This window comes from Lysobacter sp. Root983 (assembly GCF_001429345.1).
Taxonomy (GTDB): Bacteria; Pseudomonadota; Gammaproteobacteria; order Xanthomonadales; family Xanthomonadaceae; genus Lysobacter.
The window spans coordinates 500,388-513,859 of sequence record NZ_LMJO01000017.1 but is presented as its reverse complement, the minus strand read 5'-3'; the positions used below and the strand labels follow the sequence as shown (position 1 = coordinate 513,859).

General features: G+C 69.3%; 10 protein-coding genes. 5 read left to right on the top strand and 5 right to left on the bottom strand.

The window, feature by feature from the left end; all coding sequences use genetic code 11:
- Window positions 1–100 precede the first annotated feature (100 nt).
- Complete coding sequence (locus ASE43_RS18240) at window positions 101–1,921, bottom strand: DUF885 domain-containing protein (protein ID WP_057161529.1); 1,821 nt, start codon at window positions 1,919–1,921, stop codon at window positions 101–103.
- A gap of 166 nt (window positions 1,922–2,087) precedes the next feature.
- On the opposite strand from ASE43_RS18240, the gene ASE43_RS18235 reads away from it, so the two are divergent.
- Window positions 2,088–3,992, top strand: coding sequence for a S9 family peptidase (locus tag ASE43_RS18235; protein WP_057161438.1), 1,905 nt, complete (start codon window positions 2,088–2,090; stop codon window positions 3,990–3,992).
- Window positions 3,993–4,007: 15 nt separating this feature from the next.
- On the opposite strand, the gene fdhD is transcribed toward ASE43_RS18235, so the two are convergent.
- From fdhD to ASE43_RS18220, 3 genes are read right to left on the bottom strand one after another with little or no spacing between them, the layout of a single operon-like run.
- A complete protein-coding gene (gene fdhD, locus ASE43_RS18230) occupies window positions 4,008–4,808 on the bottom strand; it encodes a formate dehydrogenase accessory sulfurtransferase FdhD (protein WP_057161437.1) in 801 nt (266 codons plus the stop codon).
- Entirely contained in the window at window positions 4,805–5,041 is a 237-nt protein-coding gene (locus tag ASE43_RS18225; RefSeq protein WP_056172693.1) for a helix-turn-helix domain-containing protein, read from the bottom strand. Before ASE43_RS18225 ends, fdhD begins: the two co-directional genes overlap by 4 nt.
- Complete coding sequence (locus ASE43_RS18220) at window positions 5,038–7,314, bottom strand: FdhF/YdeP family oxidoreductase (RefSeq protein WP_056172697.1); 2,277 nt, start codon at window positions 7,312–7,314, stop codon at window positions 5,038–5,040. Before ASE43_RS18220 ends, ASE43_RS18225 begins: the two co-directional genes overlap by 4 nt.
- A gap of 621 nt (window positions 7,315–7,935) precedes the next feature.
- On the opposite strand from ASE43_RS18220, the gene ASE43_RS18215 reads away from it, so the two are divergent.
- From ASE43_RS18215 to ASE43_RS18200, 4 genes are all read left to right on the top strand, one after another.
- Complete coding sequence (locus tag ASE43_RS18215; protein WP_057161436.1) at window positions 7,936–10,569, top strand: TonB-dependent receptor; 2,634 nt, start codon at window positions 7,936–7,938, stop codon at window positions 10,567–10,569.
- A 182-nt stretch (window positions 10,570–10,751) separates the two neighbouring features.
- Window positions 10,752–11,144, top strand: coding sequence for a hypothetical protein (locus tag ASE43_RS18210; RefSeq protein WP_056172706.1), 393 nt, complete (start codon window positions 10,752–10,754; stop codon window positions 11,142–11,144).
- A 131-nt stretch (window positions 11,145–11,275) separates the two neighbouring features.
- Entirely contained in the window at window positions 11,276–12,094 is an 819-nt protein-coding gene (locus ASE43_RS18205) for a DUF4349 domain-containing protein (protein WP_057161435.1), read from the top strand.
- Window positions 12,095–12,991 (top strand): DUF2785 domain-containing protein, encoded by an 897-nt coding sequence (locus tag ASE43_RS18200; protein WP_082607360.1) that lies wholly within the window; start codon window positions 12,095–12,097, stop codon window positions 12,989–12,991.
- 138 nt (window positions 12,992–13,129) lie between these two features.
- Here ASE43_RS18200 and ASE43_RS18195 read toward each other — a convergent pair whose 3' ends face one another.
- Window positions 13,130–13,426 carry a hypothetical protein gene (locus tag ASE43_RS18195; protein ID WP_056172712.1) on the bottom strand — a complete coding sequence of 99 codons (297 nt, stop codon included), beginning with the start codon at window positions 13,424–13,426 and terminating at the stop codon, window positions 13,130–13,132.
- Between the last annotated feature and the right edge of the window lie 46 nt (window positions 13,427–13,472).

Below are 13,472 nucleotides of genomic sequence, written 5' to 3'. Positions count from 1 at the left end.
TAGCGATGCGCTGCTGGCCTCGTACTAAAGTCGCCGGATCCGCGCTTTCGCGGGGATGACGCGATGGCAAAGCCGTGCGCATTGCGCACGGCCCGTCGCGTCACTTGATCGGTTCGTTCAACATCATCTGCCGCACGAACCGCACCGGCGGCGCGCCGTAGGACAGCACCTGATCGTGGTAGGCCTTGGCGTTGAACTGCGCGCCCAGCTTGGTCTCCACCGCCTTGCGCATGTCGAAGTGCTCCTGCGCGCCGACGAAATAGGTCGGCAGCTGCGCCGAGGTCAGCTGCGCGCGCACCCACTTGCCTTCGGCCTCGCTGGCCTGCTGGAAGGCCTGCTGGGTCATCAGCTCCATCGCCTGTTCCTTGGTCCAGTTGTCGACCTGGACGCCCTGGTCGAGGATGGCGTTGGCGATGGTGCGCAGGTAGAACTTGAGCTGGACCAGACGGAACAGCGGGTCGTTATCCAGATAGCCGGCGTCGGCCATCATGTCCTCGGTGTAGACCGCCCAGCCCTCGGCGAACAGGCCCGAGCGCAGCACCGCGCGCAACGTCGACGGCGACTTGGCCGAGTGCGCGCCTTCCAGGTAGTGGCCCGGCATCGCCTCGTGGATCGACAGCAGGTGGATCATGCGGTTGTTGTATTCGCGCAGGAACGAATCGACCTGCTTGTCGCTCCAGTCGTCCGGAATCGGCGAGATCGCATAGTAGGTGTCCAGGCCGCGATCCAGCGGGCCCGGCGAATCGCAGTACGCCACCGCCACGCCGCGCTGGAACTCCGGCATCAGGATGATCTTGACCGGATCGTTGGGCACCGTGACCAGGTCCTTGGCGCGGGTGAACGCGGTGGCGTCGGCCAGGGTCTGCTTGGCGAAATCGACCACCTTGTCGCGCGCGGGCTTCTCGGCATAGGCCAGCTCCAGCGCGGCTTCGATCGCCTTCTGCTGCTCCGGCGCACTGGGCTTGTCCGGCAGCGCGGGCGCGCCCGGCTTGTCCTTGAGCACCTGCTGCGCGATCGCGTACATGTCGCCGCGCACGCGCACCAGCTCGGCCTCGGCGCGTTGCTTGATTTCGGCGCGCGACAGCGACGAGTTCAGCGAGTACTGCAGCTTTTCGTCGTACAGGGTCTGGCCGATGCGGAAGTTGCCCTTGGCGTTCGGCACCAGGGTTTCGTCGAGCCACTTCTGCTGCTCGGCCACGGCCTTGCGCAGGCCGGCGACGGCCGCGTCCAGGCGCTTGCGGTCCGCGCCCTGCAGCTGGCCCGCATTGGGCACGATGAAGGTATCGACCAGACTGAGCACGCCGGCGTTCTGCTTGGCGACGGTCTCGGCGTGGATCTTCGGCACCCGCGTCGGGTCGAGGTTGGCGCGCGCCTGGGCGAAGATCTGCGGGATCTTCTCCATGCGCACCGTCGCCGACTTCAGACGCTGCGGCATCGGCGCGAACTCGCGCGCCATCAGGTTGTAGATCGCGCCGCCGGCCAGACCGCTATAGACCTGCGGGTCCCAGGCCCAGCCCTGCAGGGTTTCGATGCCCCACACGTCCGAGCGCAGCTGGTTGCGCAGGATCGCCGCGTCGATCTGGTTCTCGCGCGAGAGCTTGCTCAGATCCACCGTGTCCAACTCGCCCAGCAGCTTCTTGGCGAAATCGACCTGTGCCTTGCGGCCGGCCTCGCTGAGGTCGTCGACCTCGCTGTCGTAGCGGTGCTCGCCGATCTGGGTCGCGGACACCGGGTTCAGCTCCAGCCAGCCGTCCAGCCACTGCTTGGACAGTTCGGCGAAGCGGGCGTCGACGGCGGCGTCGGAGGTGGTCGCCGCGGCGCTGGCGGCGGCCGCGGGCGCCTGCGGCGCGTCGGCCGTCTTCGGCTGGCAGGCGGCCAGGGTTACGGCCAGCAGGGCCAGGGCTAGCGGCGACTTACGCAACAGGCGCATACGGGGTCTCGAGGGGGCGGCGGACGCCGCGATCCGCGCAGGATATCGCGCGCCTGGGGCGCTCCGCATAGGCCGTTGGTCGCCCCCGGGCTTTGCCGATGCGGCTGCGTTATCGTGCGCGACGACGGCCGCGCTACCTGCGGCGACGGGGACATCGATGCGCCTACTACTCTTGGCCGCGTCCTGCGCGCTGCCGCTGGCCGCGGGCGTGGCCGGGGCCGCGCCCGCCGTGCCGGCCTCCACTACCGATCGCCTGGGCGAGTTCCTGCGCCGGCCGCAGTACGAGTCGCTGACCCTGTCGCCACGCGGAGATTACCTGGCCGCGCGCGTGCCTCTGGACGACCGCACCGTGCTGGTGGTGGTGCGTCGCAGCGATATGCAGATCGCCGCTCAGCTGGATCCGGGCAAGGACGGTTTCGTCGACAGCGAAACCTGGGTGTCGGATACGCGTTTGTTCGCCTCCACCTCGGTGCGCTGGGGCACGCGCGATCAGCCCTACAGCCTGGGCGTGCTGCGCTCGCTGGACGTGGACAACAGCAAGGGGCGCGCCTTCGCCGGCAACGTGATCGACGCGTTGGTCGACGATCCCGAGCGCATGCTGATTTCGGATTGCCGCAAGGTCACGATCAAGGAATGCTGGACCCGCGTGGTCCGGGTCAGCAAGGACGGCGCCGGCAAGCGCGAGGAGATCGTCGACGCACCGATCCCGAACGCCGACTTCCTTGCCGACCGCAAGGGGACGGTGCGCTTCAGCTGGGCCTGGGAAACCGACGACCGCCAGCAGGTCTACCTGCTGCGCGGCGAAGACTGGACCCAGATCAACGACGAGACCGTCAGCGGCGTCGAAGTCCTGCCGGTGGGCACCAGCTACGACGGCCGCTACGGCTACCTGTGGAGCGAGCGGAAACAAGGGCCGGATGTGATCGAACGCATCGATCTGGCCAGCGGCGAACGCAGCGTCGTCGCCAGCGACCCCGACAGCGACCCGCAGCGCTTGGTCTGGTCGTTCGATGGTCACGAGCCGATCGGCGCGGTCTACGGCGGCCTGCGACCCAAGACCCGCTTCTTCGACGCCTCGCATCCGCATGCGGCGCTCACCGCCGACATGGAAACCGCGTTTCCGGGCGAATTCGCACGTGTGACCAGCGCCACCCGCGACGGCCGGTCGGCGGTGGTCACCGTCAGCAGCCCGCGCGAACCCGATCGCTATTACTTGCTGGACACCGCCAGCGGCGACCTGAAGTTGCTCGCCAAGCGCCGGCCCTGGCTGACGGCGGCGCAGATGGCGCCCACGCGCGCGATCGAGCTCAAGAACCGCGACGGTGTGGTCTTGCGCGGTTGGTTGACCGCCCCCACCAAGTCGCCCGCAGCGCCGCTGCCGTTAGTGGTGATGCCGCACGGTGGCCCCTTCGATATCCAGGACGACTGGGGCTACGACGACGAGGTACAGATGCTGGCGACGCGCGGCTACGCGGTGTTGCGAGTGAATTTCCGCGGTTCGGGCGGACGGGGGCGCGATTTCGTCGAGTCGGGCCATCGCCAATGGGGCGCGAAGATGATCGATGATCTCAACGACGCCACCCGCTGGGCCATCGCGGACGCCGGCGTCGACGCCGAGCGCATCTGTCTCTGGGGCGCCAGCTACGGCGGCTATGCGGCGCTGATGGCGGCCGCGCGCGAGCCCGACCTTTACCGCTGCGCGATCGGTTTCGCCGGCCCCTACGATCTACCCACCATGCATCGTTGGGGCGACGTGCAGCGTTCGCGCTGGGGCCGTGCCTACTTGGATCGGACCCTGGGCGACGACATGGCCGAATTGCGCCGTCAGTCGCCGACCGCACATGCCGCCAAGATCAAGGCCGATCTGATGTTGGTGCAGGGCATGCGCGATGAGCGCGTGTCGCCCGAGCATCTGCGGATGATGAAGCGCGCGCTCGAGGAGGCAGGGAAGCCCTACGAGGGCTACTTCCCCTCCCAGGAAACCCATGGCTTCTACGGCGAGAAATCCAAGCGTCAGTACTACGAGCGCGTGTTGGGGTTCCTCGACAAGCATCTGCGCTGAGCTCGTGCCCGCTCCTCAGTCGCTGACGATGCGTCCGGGCTGCGTGTAGACGTTCAACGAATCCCCGCGCGCGAACGCGGCCAGGGTGATGCCGGAGTCCTCGGCGGTGCGGATGGCCAGGTCGGTGGGGGCCGAGATCGCCACGACCAGGCCGATGCCGGCGGTGGCGGCCTTGTGCAGCAGTTCGTAGGACGCGCGCGAGGTCATGACCAGGAAGCCCGTGCGCGGGTCCAGCGCGGGCGCCGAGCGCGCCATCGCGCCGATCAGCTTGTCGAGGGCGTTGTGGCGGCCGACGTCCTCGCGCACCAGCAGGCCGCCGGGGTGGGCGAAGCCGGCGGCGTGGACGCCGCCGCTGCGCGCGTTCAAGGGTTGCTGTGCGGCCAGCGCGTCGAGGGCGGCGCGGATCTCGGCGCGACCGACGAGCAGGGGGTTGTCCACGCGCGCGACCGGACGCACCGCTTCGCGCAGCGATTCGACCCCGCACAGGCCGCAGCCGCTGCGGCCCTCCAGGTTGCGGCGGCGGTCGGCGATGGCGTCGTAGCGCGATTGCGGGATCGCGCCGTGCAGGGCGACGCCGGCCTCGCTGCGCACCACGTCGACCAGGCGGTACTCCTGCGGCGCGGCGACGATGCCTTCGCTGAGCGCGAAGCCGAGCGCGAAGTCCTCCAGCGATTCCGGCGTGGCCATCATCACCGCGAATGCGAGGCCGTTGTAGAGCAGCGCGACCGGCGCTTCGACCACGACCGCGTCCTCATGTTCGCCGCGCGCGTCGCCGTGCAAGCGCAGGGTGCGCACCGAATGCAGGGCGTCGTTCATGCCTGGCCGCACAGGCGGCGGCCCTTGTCGGTGAGCGCCAGCAGCACGCGCTCGCCCTCGCGCTGCTGCACGATCAGGTCGAGTCCGTCGTAGCGCGGGTCGTCGCCCAGCGCGGCCAGCAGGCGCTGCAGCTCGCTCAGTCCCAGGCCCAGGCGCTTGGCGACGCGATGGATGGATTGGCGGTCCTCCTCGGCCAACAGGCGCAGCAAGTCCAGGGCGGGGTCCTCGCTCATCGCGCGACGGCGACGGCGCTGCGGCTCAGTCGCACCGGGATCGATTTCGACGCCGGCGTGCGCGCGCGTTCGGCATGGCTGCCCAGCGGCACCAGCGGATTGGTCTCGGGGAAGTAGGCGGCCAGGCAGCCGCGCGGAATGTCGTATTCGACCAGGCGGAAACCTTCGACCCGGCGCTCCTCGATGCCGCCGCGGCCGTCGTCCCAGACCGAGGTGATGTCGATCAGATCGCCGTCGGCATACCCCAGCGCTTCCAGGTCCTCGCGGCCGATGAAGCAGACGCGGCGCAGGCCGTGCACGCCGCGGTAGCGGTCGTCCAGGCCGTAGACGGTGGTGTTGTACTGATCGTGCGAGCGCACCGTCATCAGCTGCAACAGGGCCGGCGCGCTCGCGTCGGCGTCGGCGTCGGCCAGCGCATGCACGAAGAACTGCGCCTTGCCGGTCGCGGTCGGGAATTCGCGTTCGCGGCCCGGATGGCGCAGATGGAAGCCGCCGGGCGTGCGCACGCGGCGGTTGAAATCCTCGAAGCCGTCGACGACCTGGGCGATGCGCTCGCGGATGCGGTCGTAGTCCTCGACCAGGGCCAGCCAGGGCGTCGCGCTGTCGGGCAGGGTGGCGGCGGCCAGGCGGGCGACGATCGCGGGCTCGGACAGCAGCTGCGGCGAGGCCGGCGGGTTCATGCCAGAGGACAGGTGCACCATGCTCATCGAATCCTCGACCGTGACCGCCTGCGGGCCGGTGGCTTGCAGGTCGATCTCGGTGCGGCCCAGGCAGGGCAGGATCAAGGCCTCGCGGCCGTGGACCAGATGCGAGCGATTGAGCTTGGTGCTCACGTGCACGGTCAGCGCGCAGTTGCGCAGCGCTTCGTAGACCAGGCCGGTGTCGGGCGTGGCGGCGGCGAAATTGCCGCCCATGGCGAAGAACACTTTGCCGCGGCCGTCGCGCATGGCCTCGATCGCGGCCAGGGTGTCGTAGCCGTGTTCGCGCGGCGGCGCGAAGCCGAACGCCGCGCCGAGTTTGTCCAGGAAGCGCGCCGAGGGCTGTTCGTAGATGCCCATCGTGCGGTCGCCCTGCACATTGGAGTGGCCGCGCACCGGGCAGGGGCCGGCGCCGGGCTTGCCGATGTTGCCGCGCAGCAGCAGCAGGTTGGCCAGCATCTGGATGGTGGCCACGCTGCGCCGGTGCTGGGTGATGCCCATGCCCCAGCACAGGATGGTCGCGCGGCTGTCGATGTAGATGCGCCCGGCCTGCTCCAGCTGTTCGCGGCTCAGGCCCGATTCGCGTTCCAGCGCCGGCCACGGGGTCGCGCGCAGGGCGTCGGCGAAGGCGTCGTAGCCGCGGGTATAGGTGTGGACGAAGGCCTGGTCGACCGCGCCGGCCTCGACCACCTGCTTGGCCAGCGCGGTGGCGACGGCGAGGTCGCCGCCGATGCGCGGCTGGTAGTACTCGCTGGCGATGCGGGTGCTGCCGCCGCTGAGCATTTCGGTGGGCGACTGCGGGTCGGCGAAGCGTTCCAGGCCGCGCTCGCGCAGCGGATTGAAGGCGACGATGCGGCAGCCGCGCTTGGCCGCGCTGCGCAGCTCGCCGAGCATGCGCGGGTGGTTGGTGCCGGGGTTCTGGCCGAACACGAAGATCGCCTCGGCGCGTTCGAAGTCGTCCAGGGTGACCGAGCCCTTGCCGCTGCCCAACTGTTCGGTCAGGGCCACGCCCGAGGGCTCGTGGCACATGTTGGAGCAGTCGGGCAGGTTGTTGGTGCCGTACTCGCGCACGAACAACTGGTACAGGAACGCGGCCTCGTTGGAGGTGCGTCCGGAGGTGTAGAAGATCGCTTCGTTCGCGCTGTCCAGGCCTTGCAGGGCCCCGGCGATGCGTGCGAACGCCTGTTCCCAGGCGATCGGCACATAACGATCGCTTATGGGGTCATAGGACATCGGCTCGGTCAGCCGGCCCTGCGCCTCGAGCGCGCGGTCGTCCATGTCTGCCAGCTCGGCGACGCTGTGGGCGGCGAAGAACTCGCGCGTCACCCGCTTGGACGTGGCCTCGTTGGCGACCGCTTTAACCCCGTTCTCGCAGAACTCGAAGGTCGAATGCGCGTTGCGGTCCGGCCAGGCGCAGCCCGGGCAATCGAAACCCTTGGGCTGATTGGCTTTGAGCAGAGTGCCGGCGCCTTTGATCACGACCTGCTGGTCGCGCAGCGCCTGCCAGGAACTGCGCAGGGCATCCCAGCCGCCGGCGGGTTTGTCGTAGTGGTCGATGGGCTTGTCGTCGGACATCGTGGTTCGCTGATCGGGCCGTGGCCTCGCGTGCAGCATAGCCGACCGGCTCGCGCGCGCCGCACGTTCAGGCTTCGTTTGGAAATCCCGGCATGACGTGTCGCGAGCCGCGGCCGGCGTCGAAACCCGGCTTGACGCTCGCATGCCGCGATGCAACAAATTCTCCACCGCCGCCGCTCGCGGCATCGAGCAAGACCTGCGAACCGTGATCGTCATCGGACCTGTGAACCCGCGTTTCCGCCGCCTGCCGGCGGGCGCCCTGCGCTGTACGGAGTCGTGTCGTCGCTGAGCGCGACACCTGCCTTCCGTAACGCCGCCGTCCCCGCACGAGTTCCGCATGACCCCGCACTTCGATCTCCGCGCGCTGCCTGCGCGCCGCCTCCTCATCGCTCCGCCGCGCGACCGCGTCGCCCGGTGTAGATCGCAGGCGATGCCCGTCACGGGCTGAGCCTGCCACCGCTCACCGTCCGGAGCGGCACGCGAGCGCATTCGACTCGCGGCTATCTCTCCCTCTCCCAGGTCGCGCCGCACGCGTGGTGGCGCGGGTGCGCTGCGGCGTGCCGCTACGGACGGACCTTTCGTCTCTCTTGCCTTTCCTTGTCCGTCTATTGGAGTGCTTGCATGTCGTTTTCCGTTTCGCCTTCCCCGCGCCGCCGACCTTTGATTCTGGCCTTGGCGCTGGCCCTGGCCGCGCCGCTGGCGCAGGCCGACGAAGCCGCCGCCGACGCCGGCGTCACCCTGGACGCGGTCCAGGTCACCGGCACCAACCTGCGCCGCAGCGACGAAGCCGGCGTCAATCCAGTGCTGGTGCTGGACCGCGCCCAGATCGAGCGCAGCGGCAAGGTCACCGTGTCGGACCTGTTGCGCAGCCTCACCGCCAACAGCGGCAACAGCTTCAACGAGCAGTACACCGGCAGCTTCGCCAACGGTTCGGCGGGCGTGTCGCTGCGCGGCCTGAGCCAGAAGAACACCCTGGTGCTGGTCAACGGCTATCGCGTTGCGGCCTATGGTTTCGCCCAGAACACCCAGGACAATTTCGTCGATCTCAACGCCCTGCCGCTGGGCGCGGTCGAGCGCATCGAAGTGCTCAAGGACGGCGCCTCGGCGCTGTACGGTTCGGATGCGATCGCCGGCGTGGTCAACATCATCCTGCGCCGCAAGATCGAAGGCGTGGAGCTGGACGCGGCCTACGGCGCGGCCACCGAGGGCGGCATCGACCAGCGCAGTCTGGGCCTGCGCGCCGGCGTCGGCGATCCCGACAAGGACGGCTACAGCCTACGCTTCAGTCTGGACGTGCTGGACCGCGGCCGCCTGGATGCCGACGAACGCGATCTGACCCGCGATGGCGACTACCGCGATCAGCCGGGCGGCCGGCTCGCCGGCTGGTCCACCCAGGGCGGCGCTTACTTGAGCAACCCGCGCGCGCCGCAGCGTTTCCCGAATTGCCAGCCTGGCACCGTGGCGCGGCCCTACGCCGACTTCGGCAGCCCGCTGCCCGGCGAAGCCTGCGCGTTCAACACCCAGCCCTATCGCACCCTGCTGCCCGACGCGGAGCGCTATCAGGCCTCGCTGGCCGGCGACTATTGGTTCAACGATTCGGTGCAGGGTTTCGCCGAGCTGCTCTACAGCACCAGCCACAACGGCACCTACTTCGGCGCGCCCTTGTCGGTGGGCGCGGGCCTGCGCGCCTACGATCGCAACACCGGGCGCCTGGTCGATATCCCGGTGGTGCTGCCGGTGGGGCATCCGAACAATCCCTACGGCGTGCCGACGCCGTTCGAAACCACCTTCCTCGACCTCGGCCCGCGCTACAAGATCAACCAATCGCAGTTCCAGCGCACCCTGGTCGGCCTGCGTGGACGCGGCGAGGTCTGGGATTGGGAGCTGGCGGCCAACTATTCCGAGAGCCGCCAGCGCGAGTACGTGCGCAACTTCGTCGACCGCTACGCGTTCGAGCGCGTGCTGGCCGACGGCAGTTACGACTTCTTGAATCCGGGCCGCACGCCCGGCGCGCTGGAGACCCTGCGCTTGTCCACGCGTCGCCCCGGCACCTATCGCCTGGCCACGGTCAACGCCAAGGTGTCGGGCTTCCCCTGGCAGTGGCGCGCCGGCGACGTGGGCGTGGCCGCGGGTGTGGAGTTCCGCGACGAGGCCCAGGACGCGCGCACCAGTCCGCAGGTGCTGTCGGGCACCGAGCTGCGTCCGGCGATCAACCTGATCGACGGCCAGCGCCGGGTCTCGGCCGCGTTCGTGGAGTTCAGCCTCAAGCCCTTCGACACCGTCGAAGTGCAGCTGGCCGGGCGCGGCGATCACTACAGCGACTTCGGCAGCGCGTTCTCGCCCAAGCTGGGCCTGCGCTGGCAGCCCAACGAGGACTGGCTGCTGCGCCTCAACGCCTCGCGCGGCTTCCGCGCGCCGTCGCTGCCGGAGATCGCGCAGAGCACCACCATCAGCTACGGCAGCGTGATCGATCCCTACGATCCGGTGCAGCCCGGCGGTTCGCGCGGCGTCACCATCCTGCGCGCGGGCAATCCCGACCTCGACGCCGAGCGCTCCAGCAACGTCAATCTCGGCGTGCTGTGGTCGCCCAGCGCCGACACCAGCCTGGGCGTGGACCTGTATCGCATCCGCCAACGCGATCTGATCGGACCCGACAGCCTGCAGGCGATCGTGTCGAACCCGACCGCCTATCCCGGTCGCGTCACCCGCGATGCGCAGGGCCGCCTGCAGCTGATCGAGAACCGCTACGCCAACCAGGGCACGTTGACCACCACCGGTTTCGATATCGAGGGCCGCCAGGTCTGGCACGCGGGCGCGACCGACTGGACCCTGGACGGCAGCTGGACCCGATTGCTGAGCTACGAACAGCCGCAGGTCGCCGGCCAGGCGGCGCTGGAGGGCGCGGGCGGCAACCGCTTCGGCGCGCTGCCGAAGTGGCGCGGCATCACCTCGCTGGGCGTGAACCGCGGCGACTGGAACGCGCAGCTGTCGTGGCGCTACATCGGCGGCTATGCCCAGCAGGTGGTGGACGCGCGCAGCAACCCAGGCCTGCGCGGCAAGGTCGACGACAGCCACACCTTCGATCTGTACCTGGCTTACCAAGGCCTGCGCGACAGCACGCTGTACCTGTCGGTGCAGAACCTGACCGACCGCGATCCGCCGTTCGATCCGGCCGGCGGCGCGCTGCCCTACGACATCACCCAGTACGACGGGCTGGGGCGGTTCGTGACGGTGGGCTTCAAGCACCGGTTCTGAGGCGGCCGATGCAGGACCGGCGCTTGCGAGCCCGTGCTTCGCGACGCGGATCGGCAGCGGCTGCGATGCCTCGTTGCTAGCATGGGCCGGCGTCGCGCGTACCCGCCGGGGTGCGCGCGACGGACCGGTTTCCAGTCCGCGTGGACAGGAAACCCCACGGCAGTACCGACAAGGAGCAGGTCATGGCAGACCCGGTTGGCGGCATCATCCTCACCATCTTTCTTTCCGTTACCCACGTAGGCGAGAACCAGGGCTTTCCGCATACGCCGGACGCGGCTTACGTCTGCGGTTTCGACCGCGCCAGTTACGAGATCGACCAGGCCGGCACCATCGACGTGGTGTTCGTGCCCAGCACGGCGGCGCGCTTCAAAATGCGCTCGGTGCGCATCAGCAACGACAACAGGGCGGCGCCGGAGTACGCGACCCTGCGGATCCAGAACCGCTCGCTGCAGCTAGAGGCCCAGAACAAGACCGCGCAGGCGATCTACTTCGGCGTGACGGTCGAGGACGAGAAGACCGGACAGTCGTTCGAATGCGACCCGCAGGTCATCAACATTCCCCGGCCTCCGGCGTAATCGGGCCGAGCGACCGTCGCGACAGGGCCGGCTTGCGGCGCGCTGAACGTCGGGCGCCACCCCCGCTGGTGGCGCCCATCGCGGCGATGTCATAGTCGGCCCAGCCCACAGGGGGCTCGGGGAGAATCGCGATGCGCAGCGTTTGGACCACGGCCGCGTTGGCCTTGACCTTGGCGGCCGCGGCCGCTTGCAGCAAACATGCGCCGCAGGAAGAGGCGGCCGCCGCTTCGCCCGAAAGCACCGCCGCTTCGCCCGGCCGCGCGGCGGGTGGCGCCGCCGATCTGGGCGTGAAGCTGGCCTACGAGCACGAGGTCGACCTCAAGATCGAGGCGGCCGAGATACCCAAGCGCCTGCGCGCGGCCCAGGACGCCTGCAACGGCGGCAAGTTCGGTCCCTGCGCGGTGCTGGGCCTGCAGCAGCAGGGCGGCGACGTCCCCAGCGCCAGCCTGCAGGTGCGGGTGGTGCCTGCGGGCGTGGACCCGCTGATCGCGCTGGCCGGCAAGGGCGACGAGATCGCCAGCCGCAACACCCATGCCGAGGATCTGGCCGTGGTGATGCGCGACAACACCTTGCTGCAGGATCGCCTGCGCAAGGAACACGCGCGGCTGCTGGAGTTCCAGGGCCGCCACGATCTGAAGATCCAGGACATGATGGTGCTCTCGACCCAGATCGCCCAGATCGAGGCGCAGTTGCAGGGCGCGCAGCAGGAAGGCGCGCAGCAGCAGCGCCGGGTCGACACCCAGTTGCTCACGCTGCGCTTCAACGCGCCGCAATCGCAGGCCAACCGCAGTGAGATCGGCCAGGCCCTGGGCGATTTCGGCGCGATCGTGACCGGCGTGGTGGCCTGGATGATCCGCGCCTTCGCGGTGCTGCTGCCCTTGGGCGTGGTGGTGCTGGGCGCGCTGTGGTTGCTGCGTCTGTTGCGCCGACGCGGCCGCAAGGCGGCCTGAGTGCGCGCCGTCGCGTGCTGGCTGCTGCTGCTCGCCGCGCCGGGATACGCCGCTGCGTCGCCGTCCTTCGCTTGTCCCCCGCAGGGCTGGGACCGCGCGGCCTTGGAGACCTTGAAGCGCGAGGAATTCGCGCTCGCCGATCCGGTCCGCCTCGAGGCGTTGGCGCAGGGGCTGGTGTTCTGTCTCGGCGATCCCGATCCGACCTTGCGCGACGGCATCGCCTATGAGGCCTTGTCGGCCTGGATGCGCAAGGGTGCCTTGCCGGCCCCGGCGCTGCGCCGATTGAGCGACCTTCTGTACTTCCGCCTGGACGGGCCGGAAGGCGAAGGCTATGTGCATCCGTTCGCGGCCCTGGTGTTGGCCGAGGTCGCGCGCACCGATCGCGTCGCGGCCTGGATGAGCGCGCAGGAGCGCGCCACGATGGTCGCGCGCGCGGTGCGTTACGAAACCTCGGTGCGCGACTATCGCGGTTACGACGCGCGCAACGGCTGGCGCCACGGCGTCGCCCATGGCGCCGACTGGCTGATGCAATTGAGCTTGAATCCGGCGCTGGACGAGGCCCAGTTGGCCGCGATCGTCGATGCGGTCGCGGCCCAGGCGGTGCCCGAAAGCGGGCATGCCTACGTTTTTGGCGAGTCCGAGCGGCTGGCGGCGCCGGTGCTGTACGCGGCGCGGCGCGGTTTTCGCGACGAGGCGCAATGGACGGCGTGGTTCACCGCCTTGCCGGCGCGCCTGGGCGATGCCAAGCAGGCCTACCGCGACCCGGCCTGGCTGGCGCGCCGCCACGACCTGCTCGCGTTCCTGCAGGCGATCTACGTCAGCGCCGACATCTCCGACGATGCGCGCCTGCGCGTGCTGCTGCCGGGCGCGACCGCGGCGCTCAAAGCGATGCACTGACCGCGAGCGACAGCCCCGTTTGTCTTCCCCCTTTGGAAAAGGGGGATTGAGGGGGATTGGCTTGTGAGTCGCGCGACCCCGCCGCTCATGTCTCGACAGCGCTCGCCAAGAACGGATCGCAAAGCTGCGCCAGCTGGGTCAGCGCTCCTCTTCGCTCTCGAACTCGACCAGCACATCCAGATCGAACGCCAGCGCCTCCACCGCCTCGCGCACTTTCTCCGCGCTGGCGCGGTTGGGGGCGTCGATTTCGAGCTCGTGGGTGCCAGGGCCGCGGTCGTCGGGCAGGCCGGCCGAGCTGGAATCGGAGTCGTCCATGCGCGGCATCAGGTCGGCGACTTCCTCGACGTGTTCGATGCCGTCCAGGCTCACCAGGAGGTTGCCGATGGCGCGGGCATCGTCTTCGCTACCGGTCACGCGCAGTCGCAGCAGGGGCATGGTTGGTTCCTATCGCGGGAGAGCAGAAACGAGGCTAGGCGTGGCC